Origin of the sequence: Rhodococcus sp. ENV425, assembly GCF_002887785.1 — a bacterium.
Classification (GTDB): Bacteria; Actinomycetota; Actinomycetes; order Mycobacteriales; family Mycobacteriaceae; genus Rhodococcus; species Rhodococcus aetherivorans.
Genome location: NZ_PCZU01000272.1, coordinates 38,207 through 58,318, shown reverse-complemented (window position 1 = coordinate 58,318; position 20,112 = coordinate 38,207). Strand labels below are relative to the sequence as shown.

The 20,112-nt window shown below is 70.7% G+C and carries 26 protein-coding genes and 4 tRNA genes; 7 read left to right on the top strand and 23 right to left on the bottom strand.

Annotation, left to right across the window (positions count from 1 at the left end):
- Positions 1-46 precede the first annotated feature (46 nt).
- The 11 genes from rplA to CQZ88_RS25910 all read right to left on the bottom strand — a co-directional run bounded on the left by rplA (position 47) and on the right by CQZ88_RS25910 (position 4,821).
- Positions 47-760 carry a 50S ribosomal protein L1 gene (gene rplA, locus CQZ88_RS25960; protein ID WP_006940876.1) on the bottom strand — a complete coding sequence of 238 codons (714 nt, stop codon included), beginning with the start codon at positions 758-760 and terminating at the stop codon, positions 47-49.
- Between the two features lie 127 nt (positions 761-887).
- Positions 888-1,322 (bottom strand): 50S ribosomal protein L11, encoded by a 435-nt coding sequence (gene rplK / locus CQZ88_RS25955; protein WP_003937618.1) that lies wholly within the window; start codon positions 1,320-1,322, stop codon positions 888-890.
- Positions 1,323-1,392: 70 nt separating this feature from the next.
- Positions 1,393-2,232, bottom strand: coding sequence for a transcription termination/antitermination protein NusG (nusG, locus tag CQZ88_RS25950; RefSeq protein WP_006940874.1), 840 nt, complete (start codon positions 2,230-2,232; stop codon positions 1,393-1,395).
- Positions 2,233-2,278: 46 nt separating this feature from the next.
- Positions 2,279-2,542, bottom strand: coding sequence for a preprotein translocase subunit SecE (gene secE / locus CQZ88_RS30265; RefSeq protein ID WP_161780464.1), 264 nt, complete (start codon positions 2,540-2,542; stop codon positions 2,279-2,281).
- Between the two features lie 194 nt (positions 2,543-2,736).
- Positions 2,737-2,809 (bottom strand) — tRNA-Trp (locus tag CQZ88_RS25940).
- A gap of 174 nt (positions 2,810-2,983) precedes the next feature.
- On the bottom strand, positions 2,984-3,409 hold the full coding sequence (gene hadB / locus CQZ88_RS25935; RefSeq protein ID WP_006940870.1) for a (3R)-hydroxyacyl-ACP dehydratase subunit HadB: 426 nt from the start codon (positions 3,407-3,409) through the stop codon (positions 2,984-2,986).
- Positions 3,396-3,971 (bottom strand): (3R)-hydroxyacyl-ACP dehydratase subunit HadA, encoded by a 576-nt coding sequence (gene hadA / locus CQZ88_RS25930; RefSeq protein ID WP_006940869.1) that lies wholly within the window; start codon positions 3,969-3,971, stop codon positions 3,396-3,398. Before hadA ends, hadB begins: the two co-directional genes overlap by 14 nt.
- Positions 3,972-4,058: 87 nt before the next feature.
- Positions 4,059-4,226: a 50S ribosomal protein L33 gene (gene rpmG / locus CQZ88_RS25925; RefSeq protein ID WP_003937613.1), complete on the bottom strand. Its 168-nt coding sequence runs from the start codon at positions 4,224-4,226 to the stop codon at positions 4,059-4,061.
- Between the two features lie 58 nt (positions 4,227-4,284).
- A tRNA-Met gene (locus CQZ88_RS25920) sits at positions 4,285-4,360 on the bottom strand.
- 44 nt (positions 4,361-4,404) lie between these two features.
- Positions 4,405-4,477 (bottom strand) — tRNA-Thr (locus tag CQZ88_RS25915).
- A 258-nt stretch (positions 4,478-4,735) separates the two neighbouring features.
- Positions 4,736-4,821 (bottom strand) — tRNA-Tyr (locus CQZ88_RS25910).
- 147 nt (positions 4,822-4,968) lie between these two features.
- Here CQZ88_RS25910 and CQZ88_RS25905 point away from each other — a divergent pair.
- Positions 4,969-5,460, top strand: a complete 492-nt coding sequence (locus CQZ88_RS25905) for a YajQ family cyclic di-GMP-binding protein (protein WP_006940864.1) — start codon at positions 4,969-4,971, stop codon at positions 5,458-5,460.
- A 12-nt stretch (positions 5,461-5,472) separates the two neighbouring features.
- On the opposite strand, the gene htpX is transcribed toward CQZ88_RS25905, so the two are convergent.
- On the bottom strand, positions 5,473-6,333 hold the full coding sequence (gene htpX, locus CQZ88_RS25900; RefSeq protein ID WP_006940863.1) for a zinc metalloprotease HtpX: 861 nt from the start codon (positions 6,331-6,333) through the stop codon (positions 5,473-5,475).
- 108 nt (positions 6,334-6,441) lie between these two features.
- Complete coding sequence (locus CQZ88_RS25895) at positions 6,442-7,488, bottom strand: polyprenyl synthetase family protein (protein WP_006940861.1); 1,047 nt, start codon at positions 7,486-7,488, stop codon at positions 6,442-6,444.
- A 137-nt stretch (positions 7,489-7,625) separates the two neighbouring features.
- Here CQZ88_RS25895 and CQZ88_RS25890 point away from each other — a divergent pair, with 137 nt between their 5' ends.
- Positions 7,626-8,897: a geranylgeranyl reductase family protein gene (locus CQZ88_RS25890; protein WP_050035601.1), complete on the top strand. Its 1,272-nt coding sequence runs from the start codon at positions 7,626-7,628 to the stop codon at positions 8,895-8,897.
- 22 nt (positions 8,898-8,919) lie between these two features.
- Here the strand turns inward: CQZ88_RS25890 and CQZ88_RS25885 are convergent, their stop codons facing one another.
- The 4 genes from CQZ88_RS25885 to menD all read right to left on the bottom strand — a co-directional run bounded on the left by CQZ88_RS25885 (position 8,920) and on the right by menD (position 12,893).
- Positions 8,920-9,618, bottom strand: coding sequence for a demethylmenaquinone methyltransferase (locus tag CQZ88_RS25885; protein ID WP_102800515.1), 699 nt, complete (start codon positions 9,616-9,618; stop codon positions 8,920-8,922).
- Positions 9,619-9,634: 16 nt separating this feature from the next.
- The gene (locus CQZ88_RS25880) at positions 9,635-10,777 is read right to left on the bottom strand and encodes a glycosyltransferase family 1 protein (protein ID WP_102800514.1); all 1,143 of its coding nucleotides are present in this window, start codon (positions 10,775-10,777) and stop codon (positions 9,635-9,637) included.
- 75 nt (positions 10,778-10,852) lie between these two features.
- Positions 10,853-11,266 carry a DUF3592 domain-containing protein gene (locus CQZ88_RS25875; RefSeq protein ID WP_102800513.1) on the bottom strand — a complete coding sequence of 138 codons (414 nt, stop codon included), beginning with the start codon at positions 11,264-11,266 and terminating at the stop codon, positions 10,853-10,855.
- A gap of 7 nt (positions 11,267-11,273) precedes the next feature.
- A complete protein-coding gene (gene menD / locus CQZ88_RS25870; RefSeq protein ID WP_006940852.1) occupies positions 11,274-12,893 on the bottom strand; it encodes a 2-succinyl-5-enolpyruvyl-6-hydroxy-3-cyclohexene-1-carboxylic-acid synthase in 1,620 nt (539 codons plus the stop codon).
- Between the two features lie 82 nt (positions 12,894-12,975).
- Here menD and CQZ88_RS25865 point away from each other — a divergent pair, with 82 nt between their 5' ends.
- Both CQZ88_RS25865 and CQZ88_RS25860 read left to right on the top strand, forming a co-directional pair.
- Positions 12,976-13,563 carry a flavin reductase family protein gene (locus tag CQZ88_RS25865; protein WP_029545089.1) on the top strand — a complete coding sequence of 196 codons (588 nt, stop codon included), beginning with the start codon at positions 12,976-12,978 and terminating at the stop codon, positions 13,561-13,563.
- Between the two features lie 35 nt (positions 13,564-13,598).
- Positions 13,599-14,447, top strand: a complete 849-nt coding sequence (locus CQZ88_RS25860) for a siderophore-interacting protein (RefSeq protein WP_006940848.1) — start codon at positions 13,599-13,601, stop codon at positions 14,445-14,447.
- 91 nt (positions 14,448-14,538) lie between these two features.
- On the opposite strand, the gene CQZ88_RS25855 is transcribed toward CQZ88_RS25860, so the two are convergent.
- From CQZ88_RS25855 to CQZ88_RS25845, 3 genes are all read right to left on the bottom strand, one after another.
- Positions 14,539-14,979, bottom strand: coding sequence for a hypothetical protein (locus CQZ88_RS25855; RefSeq protein ID WP_006940846.1), 441 nt, complete (start codon positions 14,977-14,979; stop codon positions 14,539-14,541).
- Between the two features lie 70 nt (positions 14,980-15,049).
- Positions 15,050-16,033, bottom strand: coding sequence for an o-succinylbenzoate synthase (locus tag CQZ88_RS25850; RefSeq protein ID WP_006940844.1), 984 nt, complete (start codon positions 16,031-16,033; stop codon positions 15,050-15,052).
- Entirely contained in the window at positions 16,030-16,668 is a 639-nt protein-coding gene (locus CQZ88_RS25845) for a PaaI family thioesterase (RefSeq protein ID WP_050035607.1), read from the bottom strand. Before CQZ88_RS25845 ends, CQZ88_RS25850 begins: the two co-directional genes overlap by 4 nt.
- 71 nt (positions 16,669-16,739) lie before the next feature.
- Between CQZ88_RS25845 and CQZ88_RS25840 the strand changes: the two genes are divergently transcribed.
- The 3 genes from CQZ88_RS25840 to CQZ88_RS25830 all read left to right on the top strand — a co-directional run bounded on the left by CQZ88_RS25840 (position 16,740) and on the right by CQZ88_RS25830 (position 18,582).
- Positions 16,740-17,633 (top strand): 1,4-dihydroxy-2-naphthoyl-CoA synthase, encoded by an 894-nt coding sequence (locus tag CQZ88_RS25840; RefSeq protein WP_029545095.1) that lies wholly within the window; start codon positions 16,740-16,742, stop codon positions 17,631-17,633.
- 117 nt (positions 17,634-17,750) lie between these two features.
- Positions 17,751-18,200 carry a hypothetical protein gene (locus CQZ88_RS25835; RefSeq protein ID WP_102800518.1) on the top strand — a complete coding sequence of 150 codons (450 nt, stop codon included), beginning with the start codon at positions 17,751-17,753 and terminating at the stop codon, positions 18,198-18,200.
- A 1-nt stretch (position 18,201) separates the two neighbouring features.
- Positions 18,202-18,582: a VOC family protein gene (locus CQZ88_RS25830; protein ID WP_006935877.1), complete on the top strand. Its 381-nt coding sequence runs from the start codon at positions 18,202-18,204 to the stop codon at positions 18,580-18,582.
- 51 nt (positions 18,583-18,633) lie between these two features.
- Here the strand turns inward: CQZ88_RS25830 and CQZ88_RS25825 are convergent, their stop codons facing one another.
- The 3 genes from CQZ88_RS25825 to CQZ88_RS31905 form a co-directional block, all read right to left on the bottom strand.
- Positions 18,634-18,990 carry a hypothetical protein gene (locus CQZ88_RS25825; RefSeq protein ID WP_006935878.1) on the bottom strand — a complete coding sequence of 119 codons (357 nt, stop codon included), beginning with the start codon at positions 18,988-18,990 and terminating at the stop codon, positions 18,634-18,636.
- Positions 18,991-18,992: 2 nt separating this feature from the next.
- The gene (locus CQZ88_RS25820) at positions 18,993-19,736 is read right to left on the bottom strand and encodes an ABC transporter ATP-binding protein (RefSeq protein WP_006935879.1); all 744 of its coding nucleotides are present in this window, start codon (positions 19,734-19,736) and stop codon (positions 18,993-18,995) included.
- Positions 19,733-20,112: ATP-binding cassette domain-containing protein (locus CQZ88_RS31905; protein ID WP_258008799.1), on the bottom strand; the 380-nt coding region annotated here is incomplete at its 5' end. The genes CQZ88_RS25820 and CQZ88_RS31905, both read right to left, overlap by 4 nt.

Here is a 20,112-nt window from a genome sequence, read left to right as displayed (position 1 = left end):
TGCCGGCCGTTTCGTGCGCTGACCGCGAAGACTGGAGACCAGCCTCCTACTCGGCGTCCTCCAGGAGGTTGCGAGTGCGCGACGGGTCCACCGGGATGCCCGGTCCGGTGGTGGTCGCGATCGTCACCTTCTTGACGTAACGCCCCTTCGCGGTGGACGGCTTCGCGCGCAGGACCTCGTCCAGGGCGGCACCGTAGTTCTCCACCAGCTTCGCGTCGTCGAACGACGCCTTGCCGATCACGAAGTGCAGGTTCGAGTTCTTGTCGACGCGGAAGTTGATCTTGCCGCCCTTGATGTCGGCGACAGCCTTGGCGACAGCCGGGGTGACCGTACCCGTCTTCGGGTTCGGCATCAGGCCGCGCGGACCGAGGACACGCGCGATGCGGCCGACCTTGGCCATCTGGTCCGGGGTCGCGATCGCGGCGTCGAAGTCCAGCCAACCGCCCTGGATCCGCTCGATCAGGTCCTCCGCGCCGACGGCGTCCGCACCCGCGGCCTCGGCCTCGGCGGCCTTCTCGCCGACCGCGAACACGATGACGCGGGCGGTCTTACCGGTGCCGTGCGGCAGGTTGACCGTGCCGCGGACCATCTGGTCCGCCTTGCGGGGGTCCACACCGAGGCGCATGGCGACCTCGACGGTGGCGTCGTAGTTCTTCGACGAGGTCTCCTTCGCGAGCCGAGCGGCCGCGAGGGGGCTGTAGAGCGTCGAGGCGTCGATCTTCTCAGCGGCGGCGAGGTACGCCTTGCTGCGCTTTGCCATTGTTCTGTCCTAACTTGTCACCGGAAGGTGAATGGTTCGGTCGTGGTTGTCGAGCCTGGCCGGCCCTCCCACGGGTTCCTGCTCCGGGGCTTCGTCAGCCCTGCGGTGTCACAACGCGTCGCGGCGCTCAGCCCTCGACCGTGATGCCCATCGAACGCGCGGTGCCGGCGATGATCTTCGCGGCAGCCTCGACGTCGTTGGCGTTCAGGTCTTCCTGCTTGGTCTTGGCGATCTCGCGCACCTGGTCCATGGTGACCTTGGCGACCTTGGTCTTGTGCGGCTCGCCGGAGCCCTTCTGCACGCCCGCGGCCTTCAGCAGCAGCTTGGCGGCCGGCGGGGTCTTGAGCTTGAAGTCGAACGAGCGGTCCTCGTAGACCGTGATCTCGACCGGCACGACGTTGCCGCGCTGCGACTCGGTCGCGGCGTTGTACGCCTTGCAGAACTCCATGATGTTGACGCCGTGCTGACCCAGTGCGGGGCCGACCGGCGGAGCCGGGTTGGCCTGACCTGCCTGGATCTGGAGCTTGATGAGCCCGGCAATCTTCTTCTTCTTCGGGGGCATCTCTATTCCTAGTTTCTTGCTCGGTGTGGTTCTTGCGTACTGCTATCGCAAGCTTGAGTGGGTCGGACCCTCAGATCTTCGACACCTGGTTGAAGGACAGCTCCACCGGGGTCTCACGACCGAAGATCGACACCAGGACCTTGAGCTTCTGCTGCTCGGCGTTGACCTCGCTGATCGAAGCCGGCAGCGTCGCGAACGGTCCGTCCATCACGGTGACGGACTCGCCGACCTCGAAGTCCACCTCGATGGCGGGCTTGACGGCGGTCGCGGCGCCCTCGGCGGTCGTGGCGGCGGCTGCGGCGGGCTTCTTCTTCGCCTGCTGCGGCAGCAGGAACTTCACGACCTCTTTGATCGTCAGCGGCGACGGGCGCGAGGTGGCACCCACGAACCCGGTGACGCCGGGGGTGTTGCGCACCGCGCCCCACGACTCGTCGTTCAGCTCCATGCGCACCAGGATGTAGCCCGGCAGGACCTTGCGGTTGACCTGCTTGCGCTGGCCGTTCTTGATCTCGGTGACCTCTTCGGTGGGCACCTCGACCTGGAAGATGTACTCGCTCAGGTCCAGGTTCTGCACGCGGGTCTCGAGGTTGGCCTTGACCTTGTTCTCGTAGCCGGCGTAGGAGTGCACGACGTACCAGTCGCCGGGCTCGAGCCGCAGCTGCTTCTCGAGGGCCTCCGCCGGATCGACCTCCTCGGCCGGTGCCTCTTCGGCCGGTGCCTCTTCGGCCACCTCGTCGGCCTGTGCCTCCACGGGCGCTTCGGGCTCGTCGCCGGACGTCTCGTCGGTTTCGATGCCCGCCTCTGCCGACTCGTCGGCCGCGTCCGCGGTCACGGAGTCGTCAACAAAGACCTCGTCCGAAACGCGCTCTTCGGCCGAGGGCTCGTAGGAGTCGTTCTCGGGGGTGCTCACCGGGCACTTTCCTCTCGTCGATCACATTCGCCGGCACGCTGACGCGCTAACCGAACAACCAGCTGACGCCCTTCACGAACGCCAGATCCAATCCAAAGATGAGCGCGGTCATGACCGCCACGAAGACCACGACGACGGTCGTGTACGTGACCAGCTGCTTGCGATTCGGCCAGATCACCTTGCGGAGCTCGGCGAGGACCTCACGGAAGAAGCGCCGCAGGCGCTTGAAGATGTTCTCCGTGCCCTGGGCACCGGAGCGGGAGGCGGACTTGGCTGCCGCCTTCGAATCGGGCCGCCGGGTGGCAGCCACCGCGGTCGACGCAGGAGCGGCCGAACGCCGCTGGGACCTCTTGCCGGTGGGAGCAGCGGACGCGGAGGAAGCGTCGGGGGTCGCGTCGGTCGCCGATCCGGCGTCGACAGGGTTGGAAGTCCCTGCAGTACCGCCGTCGCGCTTACCGCGCTCCTCGCTCACATCGTTCCTCTCGATCGCTGGCCGTCCGGGGGCAGGGGCGACAGGACTTGAACCTGCAACCTGCGGTTTTGGAGACCGCTGCTCTGCCAATTGAGCTACGCCCCTTTGGTCGATGCCTCCGCCGGGAACCGGCGCCTCGATCGACCCATCTGCGACCACATGACATGCGCGCCACCCCGCGGACCGTGGAGGTCCTCGAGAGCAGCGCGCTGCGCTATGCGATCCCAGAAGTCTTAGTGTACTTCATAGCCCCGGGACAAACCCAATCCGCCCGGCCGGTCAGGCCAGACGGACCGTTGCCGTGGCCCGCCCGAAGATCTTACGCCCTTCGGACTTTGCCACGATCGCGACCACTGCTGTCTTGCTGTCCGCGTCCACCGACTTGACCTTGCCGGAGAACTCCACCTCGGCGGCCCGATGGGCCTCGACGTAGACCGGACTGGTGAACCGAACGTTGTACTCGGTCACCGCTCCTGGGTCACCGAGCCAGTCGGTGACGAAGCCGGCCGCGATGCCCATGGAGAGCATGCCGTGGCCGACCACATCGCGCAAGCCGGCGAGCTTGGCGACCTCGTCGCTCCAGTGGATCGGGTTGGGATCACCCGACACACCCGCGTAGTTCACGAGGTTGCCGCGGGTGAGCGTGACCACCCGCGCGGGCAGCTCCTCCCCGACCGAGACGTCCTCGAACCTACGGAGCGACATGCATCATCACATCCTTGACTGCGTGGGCGATGTTCTCGTCCACCTCGCCACCGGTGCGGCCCACCAGGGTGGTCCACGTGGTCATCACGACGTTGTCGTGCTGATCCGTGATGATGTTCTTGGTGGTGATGATGTCGCTGCCGGCGGCCTGACGGAAGTCGTCGAGGTACACGTCGCAGAACAGTCGATCGCCCACCTGGATGGGCCGGTGGAACACCAGCCGCTGGTCCGTCTGCATGATCTGGCTGAGGTCGTATCCGGTGACGACCTCGTCGAACAGCTTGCGCTGGGCGATCATGCCGACGATGGAGACGAAGGTCAGCGGAGCGACGAGGCCGTCGTAGCCGAGGCCCTTGGCCGCTTCCTCGTCGTGGTGCGCCGGATTGTTGTCCAGCACGGCACGCGCGTACTCGCGGACCTTCTCGCGCCCGACCTCGTAGAAGTCCTCGACACGATAGTGATGGCCGACCATCGAGGCCGCATGTGCCGCTGCATCGAACTGGATCCCGGCCTGTTCGGTGCCGTCCACGACCGATTCTTCACTCACGGATATGCCCGTCATACGCAAAACTCCCGCAAATTCGCCCGGACGCCGGCCGGCGTGGGCGAGTTTGCGGAGAGCTCACGCGTCGACGTCGACCCTGTACGACTACTTCGACTCGCGGTGGGCGCGATGAGTGCCGCAGTTGGGGCAGAACTTCTTCAGCTCCAACCGGTCGGGGTCGTTGCGACGGTTCTTCTTCGTGATGTAGTTGCGGTGCTTGCACACCTCGCAGGCCAGGGTGATCTTCGGCCGAACGTCGGTTGAGGAGGCCACGGGATGCCTTCTTTCGCGTCAATCTGATCAACGACGATCAGGGTGGTTCATTCAACTTTGGTAGCGGTGACCGGACTTGAACCGGCGACGCAACGATTATGAGTCGTTTGCTCTACCAACTGAGCTACACCGCCTCGGTGTCGAGTGTCGCGAACAACGGCGGCACCACAATCCAGCGAGCCCCCTGACGGAATCGAACCGTCGACCTTTTCCTTACCATGGAAACGCTCTGCCGACTGAGCTAAGGGGGCGCGACCACCGTGAGCATCTCTGCTCGCTGCGGCCTCCAAAAGATTACACACACTCCTCTGCAGGAACAAAATCAGCAGCTCAGGGGCCATAAATCGGCTTTCCGGCGGCTTCCGCGCGCATCCGGCGAGGTGCTCCCCTGCCCCGCCCCGGCACGGGCCCTGCCCTCGAGCGCCGGCGGGACCCGGCACGGACGACGTCCCGGTACCCGAACGGCTGCAATGCAGAACGGCCCCGATCCGTTCGGATCGGGGCCGTTCTGGTGGCAGGTGGAGGATTCGAACCTACGTAGGCGTAAGCCGACGGATTTACAGTCCGCTCCCATTGGCCGCTCGGGCAACCTGCCGGGCGCGATCGGGACCGTGTCCCTGGCGCGTTTGAAACAATACAACGCACACCCCCCTGTTGTGCAAACCGGGTGGACAGCGGCACTGCGCCACCCGATAGCGTCGGGGCGGCAACCCGTACAGAACCGATCCGAAGTGGAGTGCTCGTGGCTGATTCGTCGTTCGATGTGGTGAGCAAGGTCGACCGGCAGGAGGTGGACAACGCGCTGAACCAGGCCGCCAAGGAACTCGGCACCCGCTTCGACTTCCGCAACACCGGGGCGAGCATCGAGTGGAGCGGCGAGGAGTCCGTCACCCTGACCGCCGACACGGAGGAGCGCGTCAATGCCGCCCTCGAGGTGTTCAAGGAGAAGCTGATCCGCCGCAATCTCTCCCTCAAGTCATTCGACGCCGGCGAGCCCACCCAGTCCGGCAAGGTCTACAAGATCAGCGGATCCCTGGTGCAGGGCATCAGCACCGAGAACGCCAAGAAGATCTCCAAGCTAATCCGCGACGAGGGCCCGAAGGGTGTCAAGGCGCAGATCCAGGGCGAGGAGCTGCGCGTGAGCAGCAAGAAGCGCGACGACCTGCAGGCCGTGATCGCACTGCTCAAGAACGCCGACCTCGACATCGCGCTGCAGTTCGTCAACTACCGGTAGGCCCCCGGGGCGCTACCCGCCGCGGGCCATGCGCTCGAGCCGGTCGATGCGCTCGGCCATGGGCGGGTGGGTCGAGAACAACCGGCTCACCCGCTCCCCCGCCCGGAACGGGTTGGCGATCATCATGTGCGACTGCGCGGCGATCCGGGGTTCGGGCGGCAGCGGCGCCGCCTGGGTGCCCCGCTCGAGCTTGCGCAGCGCCGACGCCAGCGCCAGCGGATCGCCGGTGAGTTCGGCGCCGGACTGATCCGCCTGATACTCGCGCGAGCGCGACACGGCGAGCCGGACGACCGTGGCCGCGATGGGCCCGAGCAGCGACACCAGCAGCAGAGCCAGCGGATTGGTGCCCTGGTCGCGGTTGCCGAACATGTTCGCGAACAGTGCGAGATTCGCCAGCCCCGAGATCACCGCCGCCATCGCCCCGGCCACCGACGAGATCAGGATGTCCCGGTTGTAGACGTGCGACAGCTCGTGCCCGAGCACGGCGCGCAGCTCCCGCTCGTTCAGGATCTGCAGGATTCCGGTGGTGCAGCACACCGCCGCGTGGCGGGGATCGCGGCCCGTCGCGAACGCGTTGGGCGCATTGGTCGGGCTGATGTACAGCCGGGGCATCGGCTGATGGGCCGTGGTCGCGAGCTCGCGCACGATCCGGTACACCACCGGCGCCTCCACCTCGGTGATCGGTTGGGCGTGCATCGCACGCAGCGCCAGCTTGTCGCTGTTGAAGTACGCGTAGGCGTTCATCCCGACGGCGAGAACGATCGAGCCGATCAGGATCGTCGGGTTCCGGAACAGGGCGCCGATGAACACGATGAGGGCGGACATCCCGATGAGGAGCCCCGCCGTCTTCAGCCGGTTCGCATACCCGTGCACGTCACGCCTCTTCCCGATTCGTCGATCTTGCTCGAATGTTCAACGAAACAGGGCGGGGAGCGGGTTCCCCACCGTCACTCCCCGCAACGGCCGTCCCGGCTTCCGGGTCTACCCCACGCGCGCAATCGTGTAGTCGACGAGCCGTCGCAGGGCCTCGTTCGCCGGTCCCGACGGCAGCGACGCCAGCTCCGCGCGGGCCTTGTCCGCGTACTCGCCCAGCGTCCGCTTCGCGGCGGCCATCCCCGGCGACCGTGCCAGCAGCATCAGGGCCTCGTCGACGGCGGCCTCGTCCTCCACCGGCCCGGCCAGCAGTTCCCGCAGCCGGTCGGCCTCGGGTCCGGACTCGCGGAAGGCGTAGAGCACCGGAAGGGTGTGGACCCCCTCACGCAGGTCCGTTCCCGGAGTCTTGCCGGACTCCACCGAGGCCGACGAGATGTCGATGATGTCGTCGGCGATCTGGAACGCGGTGCCGACGGCGTCGCCGAGCCGTTCCAGTTGTGCGATCTGTTTCGCATCCGCGCCGGAGAACGTCCCGCCGAACCGCCCGCTCGTCGCGATCAGCGAGCCGGTCTTCTCCCACACCACCTTGAGGTAGTGCTCGACCGGGTCGCGTTCCTTCCCGGTGCCGATGGTCTCTCGCATCTGCCCGGTCACGAGTTCGGCGAACGTCTCGGCGATGGTCCGCACGGCGTCGGGGCCGAGGGTCGACACCAGCCGCGACGCGTGGGCGAACAGGAAGTCCCCGGCGAGGATGGCGACGCTGTTGCTCCACCGCGCGTTGGCGCTGGGCGCCCCCCGGCGCATGGTGGCCTCGTCCATCACGTCGTCGTGGTACAGCGTGGCCAGGTGCACCAGTTCGACCGCGGTCGCCGCCGTGACGACCGCCGCATCGTCGGGCTCCGGCCCGAGCTGGGCGGTGAGGAGCGTGAACAGCGGACGGAACCGCTTGCCGCCGGCCTTGGCGAGATGCAGCGCGACCTCGGTCAGGAAGTCCTCGCCGTCGGACAGCTCCGAGATCAGCAGTTCCTCGACCCGGGCGAGGCCGTCCCGGACGGCGGCCGCCAGGACCGGATCGCCGAGGTCCACCCCGGCCACCACCGTGTCCGACGTCGCGCCGGACGGACCGGCGGACTGCGCCGCCCCTTCAGTGCTCACGATGAGATACCCATCCTGTTCTGTCGACCCGGCTGTTGCTGTCCGCTGTCGAATCGGCTCCACGGTAGTGAACCTAGCCGCTCCGCCGGGCGGCTACCTCCCCGAGGCACCGAAGCCGTGCCTGGAAAGATGGAGCCGTGGTGGCAGAACACGCTGCGTCCGAACCGCGGCACAACCTTTCCGAGATCCCCGACCGTACCGACGTGCTCGTCGTCGGCGCAGGTCCCGCAGGGTCGGCAGCCGCCGCCTGGGCGGCCCGCGCCGGGCGCGACGTGCTGCTCGTCGACGCCGCGACCTTCCCCCGGGACAAGACGTGCGGCGACGGCCTGACGCCGCGGGCGGTGGCCGAGCTCGACCGGCTCGGCCTCGGCGACTGGGTGCGCACGCGCACCGTCAACCGCGGCCTGCGGCTCGAGGGTTTCGGCCGCAGCCTCGAGCTGCCGTGGCCGTCGGGTTCCTTCCCGGCGCAGGGCAGCGCCGTGCCGCGCACCGAACTCGACGACCGGATCCGCCGGGCCGCCGTCGAGTCGGGCGCCGGTATGGCCGAGGGCGCCAAGGCCGTCGCCGTCGAGCGCGACGAGTCGCGGGTGACCGGTGTGACCTTCGCGACCGCGGGCGGTCGGCGCACTGTCGCGTGCGAGCGGCTCGTCGTGGCGGACGGGGTCCGGTCCCCGCTGGGCAAGCTGCTCGGCCGGCAGTGGCACCGCGACACGGCGTACGGGGTCGCGGCCCGCGCCTACGCCACCTCCCCCCGCAGCGACGACCCGTGGATCACGTCGCACCTGGAGTTACGCGACGACGCAGGCGCGCTGCACCCGGGCTACGGCTGGGTGTTCCCACTGGGTACCGGCGAGGTCAACATCGGCGTGGGCACCCTCGCGACCGCGAAGCGACCGGCCGCCGGATCGCTGCGGCCGCTGATCGAGCTGTACGCGTCGCGGCGCCGCGGCGAGTGGGGCCTCGGCGAGACCACCCGCGTGGCGTCGGCGCTGCTGCCGATGGGCGGTGCGGTGTCCGGGGTGGCGGGCCGGAACTGGGCCCTGATCGGTGATGCCGCGGCGTGCGTGAACCCGCTCAACGGCGAGGGCATCGATTACGGCCTCGAGGGTGGGCGGCTCGTCGCCGGCGTCCTCGGCGCGGACGACCTCACGCAGCTGTGGCCGGCTCTGCTGCGCGAACGCTACGGCCGGGCGTTCTCCGCGGCCCGGCGGCTGGCCGGCCTGCTGACGCTGCCGCGGTTCCTGCCGGCCACCGGGCCCGTCGGGATGGGCTCGACGGCGCTGATGACGGTGGCCGTCCGGGTCATGGGCAACCTGGTCACCGAGCGCGACGAGGATCTCGTCGCGCGCGCGTGGCGGGCCGGGGGCGGCGCGTCGCTGCGGTGGGACCGCCGGCCGCTCTTCGCCTGACCCCGCCGGCCGAACGGTGCGGTCAGCGCACCGCCCGGTGCAGGGCCACGATCCCGCCGGTGAGGTTGCGCCATTGCACCGACCGCCAGCCGGCGGTCTGGATCCGCTCGGCGAGCTCGGGCTGCGTGGGCCACGCGCGGATCGACTCGGCGAGGTAGACGTAGGCGTCGGGGTTGCTGCTGACGGTCCGCGCGACCCGGGGCAGTGCCCGCATCAGGTATTCGAGATAGAGCACGCGCAGCGGGGCCGAGACGGGCGTGGCGAACTCGCACACCACGAGGCGGCCTCCGGGCTTGGTCACCCGCGCGATCTCCCGCAGGCCGGCGTCGAAGTCGGAGACGTTGCGCAGGCCGAACGAGATCGTGGCGGCGTCGAACACGGCGTCGGCGAAGGGCAGGCGCATCGCGTCGCCCGCGACCATCGGCACCTGCCGGAACGCGCCCGCCTGCAGCATGCCCTTGGAGAAGTCGGTGGCCACCACCCAGGCGCCGGACCGGCCGAGCTCCACCGTCGACACCCCGGTGCCGGCGGCGAGGTCGAGGACCCGCTCCCCCGGCTGCAGGTCCAGTGCCGCCCGGGTGGCGCGCCGCCAGCTGCGGTCCTGCCCGAAGGACAGCACGGTGTTGGTGATGTCGTATCGCTGGGCGACGCCGTCGAACATCGACGCGACCTCGCGCGGATCCTTCGCGAGCGAGGCCCGCGACCCGTGAGTAGTTGCCACGGTCGAAACGTTACCGCTACGCGCTGCGCCGCAGCGTGCCCGGCCGGACCGAGCAGACCTGTTCGTAGTGCCCGAGCAGTTCGTGGCACACCGCGGGCCAGGTGCGGCCGAGGACGCTGCGCCGCGCGGCCGCGCCGAACCGGTCCCGCAGCATCGGATCGGCGAGCGCGCCCACCGCGCCCGGCAGCAGCTCGGCGAACCCGTCGACCGGCAGCCGGTACCCGTTGCGGCAGTGGGCGACGAGATCGCGCGGGCCGCCCGCGTCGGGTGCGATCACCGGGACGCCGCTGGCGAGCGCCTCCTGCACGGCCTGGCAGAACGTCTCGTGCTCGCCCGGGTGGACGAACACGTCGAGGCTCGCGTAGGCGTCGGCCAGCGCGTCGCCGCCGAGGTGACCGGTGAACACCGCCCCGGGCAGGAGCGGTTCGAGACGGGCGCGCTCGGGGCCGTCGCCGACGACGACGAGCCGGTAACGGGGGTCGGCTGCCAGGCCCGCGAGTCGTTCGACGTGCTTCTCCGGGGCGAGCCGCCCCACGAAGCCCACCACGAGCCGGCCGTCGGGCGACCATGTCCGGCGCAGGGCGGCGCTGCGCCGGGCCGGGGTGAAACGCGCGGTGTCGACGCCCCGCGCCCAGCGGTGTACCCGCGGGACGCCGTGTGCGGCGAGGTCCGCGGCGGCCGCCGTCGAGGGTGCGAGGGTGCGGTCGCACGCGCGGTGGATTCGGCGCGTCCACTGCCAGGCGGCGCGGGCCGCGAGCCCGAGCCCGTAGCTGGACGCGAATCCGGCGACGTCGGTCTGGTAGACCGCGACGGTGGGCAGGTCGAGCCGGCGAGCGGCGCCGAGGCCGCCGGCGCCGAGCAGGAACGGCGACGCCAGGTGCACGACGTCGGGGGCGAAGCCGCGCAGGATGCCGGTGAGCGCCGGCTGCGGCAGGCCCACGGGCAGGGAGCTGACCTTCGGGACGTGCACCGCCGGCACGCGGTGCACCGGGATCCCGTCGTGCTGGGTGGGGGCCGGGGGCTGTCCGGCGACGGTGTCGGGAGCGACGACCAGGGCCTCGTGGCCGTGGCGGTCGAGGTGCTCGAGCACGCGCAACACCGAGTTGGTGACGCCGTTGACGTTCGGGAGGAAGGATTCCGCGACGATGGCTACTCGCACCGGTCCAGCATCGCGGCGCGGCCGGTCGGTGGGAAGTGGCCGAGGTGTCCGCCGGGCGAAGTTCCGGCGAATCTTCTAGGCCGCGGCGGCGCCGCGCCGGCGGAGGTAGGTCAGCACGGGGGTCGCGATCAGCCAGGTCACCACGATCACCGAGGCCGCGGGTACGAGTGCGACGCGCACGTCACGGCCGGTGACCCGCACGAGGTCCGGGTCGGCGCGGGAGTATTCGACGGCGATCCGCTGGCCCGCGGTCAGACCCGTGGGGTACAGCACGCCGAGTTCGGGGTTGTGGGTGACGCCGTCGGGGGTGACGAAGCTGATCGCCGAGCGCAGCGAGCCCGCGGAGAGCACCTCGGCGGTGGCGGTGCCCATGTCGGAGCCGATGAGGTGATCGTTGCGCCACGCGCCGAGCACCAGGATCGCGGTGAGCACCGACATGCCGACGGCGACGGCGAGTACCGCACGACGTGCCTTGTCGATCCCGCTCATGCGTCCGTCACAGCTGGGCACGCACGGCCGCGTGCAGTTCCCGCAGGCCGGAGCGGTCGGTGATCACCTCGAGCACCCGGATGCCGCCGGTGGGCGCGGTCCGGTCGGCCAGCGCGGCCGTCAGCGCGGACAGGTCCACCCGCTCGTGCGGCACCCGGTAGGCGGCGCACAGCGCGGCGAGATCCATGCCGTGCGGAGTGCCGAACACGCGCTCGAACACGCCGGCGTACTGCGGGTCGCCCTGCTCGAGCAGCTCGAAGATGCCGCCGCCGTCGTCGTTGGCGACGACGACGGTCAGGTTCTGCGGGCGCGGTTCGGCGGTGCCGATCAGCAGGCCGGACGCGTCGTGCAGGAACGTCAGGTCGCCCATCAGGGCGACGGTGCGGCCCTGCTGGTAGGCCAGGGCGGCGCCGACGGCGGTCGACACGGTGCCGTCGATGCCGGCGACGCCGCGGTTGGAGAGCACCTTCACCCCGTCGCGGGGGTAGCTCACCAGCGCCGCGTCGCGCACCGGGTTGGAGGCGCCGAGCAGCAGCTGGTCCCCGTCGCGCAGCGCGTCGGTGACCGCCGCCGCGACGTGCAGTCCGGTCGGCTTCGGGTGGGCGTCGAGCTGGGCGCGCACCGCCTTGTCGGTGTGGGCGGACAGGTTCCGGCAGCGGTCCAGCCAGGCCGGGTCGGGACTGCCGGTGACGACGGCGCGCGTGCCGGTGGCGAGGACGTTGCCGGACACGTCGGGCCAGCGGGGGCCGGTGGTGAGCGCGTATACGGCCACCGCCGGGTCGGCGAGCAGCTTGGACACCGGCCGGTGCAGGGTGGGCCGGCCGGTGATGATCGCCTGCCGCGGCTTCAGCTGCGGCAGCGCCATCGGGTGCAGGGGGACACCGTGGAGCGGCGCGGTGGGTTCGGCCACGGTGGGCAGTTCCGACAGCTCGGGCCGGTAGGCGGAGCCGTGGCCGGAGATCACCACGGTGTCGGCGGTGATGTCGAGCTCCATCGGCACGTCGAGGGTGGCGTGCACGGTGGTGGTCCAGGCGCTGCCGTCGGGGCGGCCCTCGGGGACCGGGCCCTGGGGGTGGACGTCCGGGACGAGCGGCTCGCGTAGCGGGATGTCGAAGTGGACGGGCCCGGCGTTGCCGGAGCGGGTGCCGCGGGCGGCGGCGAGGACGCGGCTGACCGCGGAGCGCCACTCGCTGTTCTGCTCGATCCCTTCGGCCAGGCCGAGGCTGATGGTGGCGCGGACCTGGGTGCCGAACATGCCGAGCTGTTCGACGGTCTGGTTGGCGCCGGTGCCGAGGAGCTCGTAGGGGCGGTTGGCGCTGAGCACCACGAGCGGCACCCGAGCGTAGTTGGCTTCGAGCACGGCCGGCGCGAGGTTGGCGACGGCGGTGCCGGAGGTCATCACGACGGGCACCGGCCGGCCGGAGGCGACGGACAGCCCGATCGCGAGGAAGCCGGCGGTGCGTTCGTCGATGCGCATGTGCAGCCGCAGCCGGCCCGCATTGTCAGCGGCCTGCAGCGCGAAGGCCAGCGGCGCGTTGCGCGAGCCGGGGCACAGCACGACGTCGCGGACGCCGCCTCGGGCGAGTTCGTCGACGACGGCGGTCGCCTGGGCGGTGGACGGGTTCACGGCACCCAGAGTAGTGCGGCCGGGCGGTACGCCCCCGATGCCCCGGGCGGTGCGGGACGAGGGTCACAGCAAGAATGGGGCGATGCGCACCGTCTTCGATCCCACCGAGCTGGGCACCGGCCGCTTCTACCGACTGATGACCGCCACGATCGTGCCGCGGCCGATCGCATGGGTGTCCACCGTGTCGGCGGACGGAGTGCCCAACGTCGCGCCGTACAGCTTCTTCACCGTCGCCGCGGTCACGCCGCCGGTGGTGCAGTTCACCTCGGTCGGGCGCAAGGACAGCCTCCGCAACATCGAGGAGACCGGCGAGTTCGTGATCAACGTCGCAACCGTGCCGCTGATGGAACGGGTCAACGCGACGTCGGCGGGCTTCGCGCACGACGTGGACGAGTTCGCGGCGGTGGGCTTGCGGCCCGAGCGCAGCGAACGGGTCCATCCGCCCCGGGTCGCGGAAGCGCCGGCGGCGATCGAGTGCACCCTGCACCGGGTGATCGAAGTCGGGGACTGCTTCGTGGTGATGGGCGACGTGGTGGCCGTGTCGGTCCGGACCGACGTGCTGGCCGAGGACGGGATGCCGGACTTCGCGGCCCTGGCGCCGGCGAGCCGGCTGGGTCGCAACGAATGGGGCCTCACCCCCGCGGTGCGTCACCTCGACCGCCCCGAATGATAGGTTAGCCTCCGCTAATTCCGACGGAGGTTCGTATGGCCGTGCGCACCAAGACCACCCGCATCGCCCCGGCGAGCCGCGAGATCGTCACCGGCCGGGTGCTCGCCACCGAACGAATCGGGCCGAGCTTCGTGCGGGTGACCGTGGGCGGCGCGAACGTCGGGCGGATCGCACCCATGGGGTTCGACCAGTGGTTCCGGCTGTTCTTCCCGGCCCCCGGCCAACGGTCGCTGACACTGCCGGCCACGGCGGGCCCGCAGTGGTGGCCCGAGATGCGAGCCATGCCCGAGGCCGTCCAGCCGATCCTGCGCAACTACACGATCCGTCGCTACCGGGAGGCGGGCGCGGGCCGGTACGGCGACACGGCCGAACTGGACATCGACTTCGCCACCCACGGCGACACGGGACCGGCATCGCAGTGGGCGCGCACCGCGCAGCCGGGCGCCGAACTGGCGCTGCTGGACGAGGGCATCATGTACCACCGCCCCACCGAGGCGCGCTGGCAGATCCTCGTCGCCGACGAGAGCGCGCTGCCCGCGATCGCGGGGATCCTCGCGTCGTCCGCCGGGCGGCACCACGCGGTGCCCACCGAGGTGTTCGTGGAGGTGGACGATGCCGGCGACGTCGCCGCCCAGGAGATCGTCCCCGGCCCGGGCGTCCGGCTGCACACGGTGGTGCGGCCCGGGCGGCACGCGCCGCCCGGGCCGCACGTGCTTGAGGCCGTGCGGGCCGGCGCGCTGCCCGACGGGCCGGGATACGCGTTCCTGGCGGGCGAATCGGGACTCGTGACGTCGCTGCGCCGGCACCTGGTGCGGGAGCGGGGCCTCGCGAAGTCCGCCGTGACCTTCACCGGCTACTGGAAGTTCGGCGCCGCCAGTTATTGAGGGTGCGCCGCCAGTTATCGAGGGTGCGCCGCCAGTTATCGAGGGTGGTGTCTTTCCGGACCGCGACCGGTCCGGAAAGACACCGGGTGTCTCAGCCGGCGTGCTTCTGCACCAGCGCGCCCACGCGCGGCAGGGCCTCGACGACGTGCTTCTGCGCCGACGGGCGCAGCTTCTCGTAGACCTTCTTGATCGCCGTGCGCGACGAGGCCTCGATGCGCGCGTCCGTCACACCGAGCAGCGCGTCCGCCACCGTCTCACCGCGGGCGGTGAGGTAGTCGGCGAACGCACCGTTGCCCGCGTAGTCCTGCCAGAACGGCTGGATCTTGGCGACGAACTCCGGCAGCAGCCCCTCGACGGCGCTGGGCACGATCGACGGGCCGAGCTTCGTCACCGCCGCGTAGCCGGCCTTGAGCGCGAGACCCGACGCGCCCTTCTTGTCCGACACCTCGGCGTCGATCAGCGCCTCGACATCGGCGACAACCGCCGGGACCTTGTCGGCGCCGAGCAGGGCATCATCCAGAGCTGCAACCACTTCCACTGCCTCCGTAATGTGACTCGTGAGTACGAACGCCCGGAACGATATACGACGACCCGAGCCGCACCTAGTCGAGCGCGGCGCGGCAGCGCCGGACCCGGTCGAACCACCAGCGCACCCGTTCCGGGTCGGCCCGCACGGCCTCGAGGAGCGCCGGATCCGGCGTCACCTCCCCCACCGGGAGCGCCCCGCCGGCCATCGTCCGCGGCGCCCCCACGTCGACGGTGAAGAACCCGCCCGTGCCCAGTCCGCACGCGTACGGCAGCTCGGGCAGCGCGGCCGCCGCGGCCAGTCCGGCACCCATGCCCACGGCCGAGTCGAGCGCGCTCGACACCACCACCGGCACGCCGTGGCCGGCCAACTCGTCGGCCAGCGCCAGCAGCCGTCGCACCCCGCCGAGCGGGGCCACCTTGACCACCGCCACGTCGGCGCCGCCGGCCCGCACCACCCGCAAGGGATCCTCGGCGCGCCGGATGCTCTCGTCCGCCGCCACCGGCACGTCGGGCATCCGGCGGCGCACCTCGACCAGTTCCGGCACCGTCGCGCAGGGCTGCTCGGCGTACTCGAGCGGGCCGTCGGCGACGAGCGCCGTCAGCGCAGCGACGGCCTCGTCCGCGCTCCACCCGCCGTTCGCATCGATCCGCACGTGCGGGACGAGTTCGCGCACCGCCCGCACCCGCGCGACGTCCTGCGCCAGGTCCTGCCCGGGTTCGGCGACCTTGACCTTGGCGGTGCGGGCCCCCGGGAACCGGGCGAGGACGGCCGGCACGTCGCCGGGGCCGACGGCCGGGACGGTGGCGTTGACGGGCACGGTGTCCCGGCGCGGCGCCGGGTGCCCGAGCCACGCGGATTCGAGGGCCGAACGCAGCCAGTGCGCCGCCTCGTCGTCGGCGTACTCGGGGAACGGCCCGAATTCTCCCCACCCGGCGGGACCGCGCACGAGCACGAGTTCACGTTCGGTGATGCCGCGGAACCGCACCCGCATGGGCAGCGACACCACGACGGCCGCGGCGAGGATCTCGTCGACGGCGGGCAGGGCCGCGGCGGTCACGGCTGGCCGGGCAGCAGCTGGATCATCAGGGCCTCGCAGTCGGCGAGCAGCGTGCCGTCGAGGTCGTGCAGCTCGGCCGAGCAGAAGAGCTTGCGCCCCTCGACCCGGTCGACCCGCCCCTCCACGACGAGCTCGGTCTCGAGCGGGGTGATCTTGCGGTAGTTCACATGCAGGTAGCCGGTGCGGGCGATGGGATGGCCGGCCGCGTGGACCACCATGCCGAACAGGTCGTCGAACAGCAGTGGCAGGGTGCCACCGTGCGCCGCGCTGTTGCCGCCGCGGTGGTAGAGCCGGAACGTGCCGCGCGAGCGGACCGACTCCGCGTCGAACTTCTCGATCATCCACGGCGGCATCAGCAGGCTGCCGCGACCGGGCAGGTCGATGTTGAAGCCGGCCGGCGACCTGCCCTCGGGCACGACGTGCGGCTCGAGCAGGTCCCCGAGGGCCTCGGCCTGCTCGATGGCCCGGTCGACGACGTCGTCGGGGATGTGGGTGGAGACGGCGAGATCCTGCAGCCGCCGCAGCGCCTCGACGAAGCGACCGTAGTTCGGTCCCGCCTTCACCGGCGTGTACACCGGAAACCCGCCGTGGTGCTCGTAGTCCGCGTCGACCGTACGGTCTGTCTGCTCGCTCATAGCTGCACGGTATCGCCCGGCGACCGTCGCGTCGGCGCAGAGGGCCGCGACCGGAGTTCTATGGTCGACGGGTGACTTTCAATCCTGAGCTGTGGCGGCCCGTACCCGGGTTCGAGAACCTCACCGACATCACCTACCACCGGCACGTCACGCAGGGCACCGTCCGCGTGGCGTTCGACCGGCCGGAGGTGCGCAACGCGTTCCGGCCGCACACCGTCGACGAGTTGTACCGCGCGCTGGACCACGCCCGCATGACGTCCGACGTCGGCGCGGTGCTCCTCACCGGCAACGGCCCCAGTCCGAAGGACGGCGGCTGGGCCTTCTGCTCGGGCGGCGACCAGCGGATCCGTGGGCGCAGCGGCTACCAGTACGCGAGCGGCGAAACCGCCGACACGGTGGACAGGGCCCGCGCGGGCCGGCTGCACATCCTCGAGGTGCAGCGGCTGATCCGGTTCATGCCGAAGGTCGTGATCGCCCTCGTCAACGGCTGGGCCGCCGGCGGCGGGCACAGCCTGCACGTCACGTGCGATCTGACCCTCGCCTCCCGCGAGCACGCCCGGTTCAAGCAGACCGACGCCGACGTGGGCAGCTTCGACGGCGGCTACGGCAGCGCCTACCTGGCGAAGATGGTGGGCCAGAAGTTCGCCCGCGAGATCTTCTTCCTCGGCGACACCTACACCGCCGAGGAGATGCACCACATGGGTGCGGTCAACCGCGTCGTCGACCACGCCGAGCTCGAGAACGTCGCGCTGGAGTGGGCCGCGAAGATCAACGGCAAGTCGCCGCAGGCCCAGCGGATGCTCAAGTACGCCTTCAACCTGGCCGACGACGGGCTCGTCGGCCAGCAGCTGTTCGCGGGCGAGGCGACGCGGCTCGCGTACATGACCGACGAGGCGGTCGAGGGCCGCGACGCGTTCCTGCAGAAGCGGGACCCGGACTGGTCGCCCTACCCCTGGTACTACTAGGGCCTTCTCGCGCCGAGGGGGAGGTTGTCGCGACATCGCGCGAGTAGCTCCCGCGACAACCTCCCCCTCGGCGCCACAACCTCCCGATTGAAACGGCCCGAATCGGGCACACTCCTGATCATGACGGATCGCGAGCAACCACTTCCCGACCACATCCGGCCCGACGGCGTGTCCGACGAGACGGTGGCGGCGGCCGGCAAACTCTCCGAAGCGCTCGAAACGGTGGAGCAGGCCCGCGGGAACCTGTACGCCTTCCACCAGCTGATGGGCCGCGCCGACCTGCTGCTCGGCGACGCTGTGGACAAGCTCGCCGAGGCCGGTCACCGCGAACTCGCCGACCGGGTGCAGACGGAGATCGTCGGACGCAACGTCCTCGAGGGACGGTGGACGTTCCAGATCGTGGAGGACTTCGACGACGGGTACTGGACGGAGTTCCGTGAGCTCGAGCGACAGGTGCGCGACGAACTGGTCCGCGGCCGCCGGCATCTGTTCGAGGCCGAGATGAAGGAGCAGCGCCGCACCCACGGGCGACGGGGGCACGAGGCGCGCCCGGCCGAGGAGGGCTGAGATGGAGATCCTCGGCAGCCGGACGATCCTGCGGCCGGGCGACTACGACGCCGCCCTGCGGTTCTACGGTGACGTCCTGGGCCTGGCGATCTACCGCGAATATCCCGGCGGGACGGTGTTCTTCGCCGGGCAGTCACTGATCGAGGTGGCCGCGCACGGCAACACCGGGCGGCCCCAGCACTTCGAGGGTGCGCTGTGGCTGCAGGTGCGCGACGTCTACGACGTCGAGGCCGAGCTGGTGACGAGGGGGGTCCCGATCGTGCGGGGCGCCCGGCAGGAGCCGTGGGGCCTGCACGAGCTGTGGATCGCCGATCCCGACGGCATCCCCATCGTGCTGGTGCAGATCCCGCCGGACCATCCGCTGCGCCGCGACACCCGCTGACCGGTGCGTCCTTCGGGCTGCTGGGACAGCCCAAAGGACGCACCGGCCGCGTCAGCGGCCCGTCAGCGCGGCCGCGATCTGCTCGGTGTGCGCCTGCGACTCGTAGAGCTGGCGCAGCAGCCACAGCCGCAGCACCCGCGCGATCGCGCCCGCCAGAAACAGCGCGGCGCCGAGGATCGCGACGATCAGCAGCGCCGTGGCGAGGATCTGGTACGACGCGATGTTGCGCAGGTCCGCCTGGGTGAGCGAGGCGAAGTAGACGACGAACGCCGCGACGGCACCGCCGATCATCAACACGAGCCCGCCGATGCGCGCGGGACCGTCGCCCTTCGCCGCTCCGGTGTCGAGCTTCAGGTCTGCCGCGTCCTGCCGGAACTTGGCGCGCCGCTCCTCGGTGAGTGCGGTCATGGTCATCCTCCTAGGTAGCTGGTCGAAAGTTCGTGTTCGATGTCTGCGGGATCCCCGACCCGCACGACGCGGCCCTGCAGCATCAGCGCGGCCGACGTCGCGATGGGCAGCACCGCCCGCGCGAACTGCTCGGCGACGAGGATCGACAGCCCGTCGTCGACGAGCCGGCCGACGATGTCGTACATCTCGGTGACGATCCGGGGGGCGAGCCCCATGGACAGTTCGTCGAGCAAAAGCACCGTGGGGTCGGTGCCGAGGGCCCGGGACAGGGCGAGCATCTGCTGCTCGCCGCCCGACATCGAGCCCGCGAGCTGGCCCCGTCGCTTCCCGAGGATCGGGAAGCGCTCGTAGGCGACGGCCTCGAGATCCTTCAGCGACACGCCGGTTCCGGTGGCGACCCACAGGTTCTCCCGGACGGTGAGGTTGGGGAAGATGCCCCGCCCCTCCGGAATGGTGCAGACGCCGAGCCGGGCGAGCGCCGCGGCGTCGACACCGTTGACGACGCGGCCGGCAACGCGCAGCTCGCCGTGCTCGACGGGCAGCACGCCCGAGCACACCCGCAGCGTCGTGGTCTTGCCGCCGCCGTTGGGCCCGAGCAGGGCGACCACCGAGCCCGGCTGCAGCGCCAGGTTCACCCCGTGCAGCACCTCGATGGGTCCGTAGCTCGCCCGCACGTCGACCAGTTCGAGCAGCGGGGCCGGTTCGTCGCCGGGGACGTCGACGAGATCGGTGACCGGTGCGTTCATGCGACCTCCTCGGTTCCGATGTACGCGGCGATCACCGCTGGGTCGTTGCGGATCTGCTCGGGGCTGCCCGAGGCGATGAGGGCGCCGTAGTCGAGGACGTGGATGCGCGAGCACACCCGCATCACGAGCGGCAGGTCGTGCTCGACGAGGCAGATCCCGAGACCGTCGCCCGCGAGCCGGCACAGCAGGTCCGCGAAATCGTCGGTCTCCCGCTCCGTCTGCCCGGACGCGGGTTCGTCGAGCAACAGCACGCGCGGCCGGGTCATCAGCGCCCGCGCGACCTCGACGACGCGGGCGCGGCCGGTGGGGATGTCGGAGACGTCCCGGTCGGCGACGTCCGTGAGCCCGGTCAGCTCGAGCAGCCGGTCGGTCTCGG

What these genes read in the sequence shown, in the direction of transcription:
- rplA (WP_006940876.1), bottom strand. Translation starts at nt 760, where the DNA reads ATGGCAAAGCGCAGCAAGGCGTACCTCGCCGCCGCTGAGAAGATCGAC.
- rplK (WP_003937618.1), bottom strand. Translation starts at nt 1,322, where the DNA reads ATGCCCCCGAAGAAGAAGAAGATTGCCGGGCTCATCAAGCTCCAGATC.
- hadB (WP_006940870.1), bottom strand. Translation starts at nt 3,409, where the DNA reads ATGTCGCTCCGTAGGTTCGAGGACGTCTCGGTCGGGGAGGAGCTGCCC.
- hadA (WP_006940869.1), bottom strand. Translation starts at nt 3,971, where the DNA reads ATGACGGGCATATCCGTGAGTGAAGAATCGGTCGTGGACGGCACCGAA.
- CQZ88_RS25875 (WP_102800513.1), bottom strand. Translation starts at nt 11,266, where the DNA reads ATGAGCGGGATCGACAAGGCACGTCGTGCGGTACTCGCCGTCGCCGTC.
- CQZ88_RS25865 (WP_029545089.1), top strand. Translation starts at nt 12,976, where the DNA reads ATGCGCACCGTCTTCGATCCCACCGAGCTGGGCACCGGCCGCTTCTAC.
- CQZ88_RS25860 (WP_006940848.1), top strand. Translation starts at nt 13,599, where the DNA reads ATGGCCGTGCGCACCAAGACCACCCGCATCGCCCCGGCGAGCCGCGAG.
- CQZ88_RS25845 (WP_050035607.1), bottom strand. Translation starts at nt 16,668, where the DNA reads ATGAGCGAGCAGACAGACCGTACGGTCGACGCGGACTACGAGCACCAC.
- CQZ88_RS25830 (WP_006935877.1), top strand. Translation starts at nt 18,202, where the DNA reads ATGGAGATCCTCGGCAGCCGGACGATCCTGCGGCCGGGCGACTACGAC.
- CQZ88_RS25825 (WP_006935878.1), bottom strand. Translation starts at nt 18,990, where the DNA reads ATGACCGCACTCACCGAGGAGCGGCGCGCCAAGTTCCGGCAGGACGCG.
- CQZ88_RS25820 (WP_006935879.1), bottom strand. Translation starts at nt 19,736, where the DNA reads ATGAACGCACCGGTCACCGATCTCGTCGACGTCCCCGGCGACGAACCG.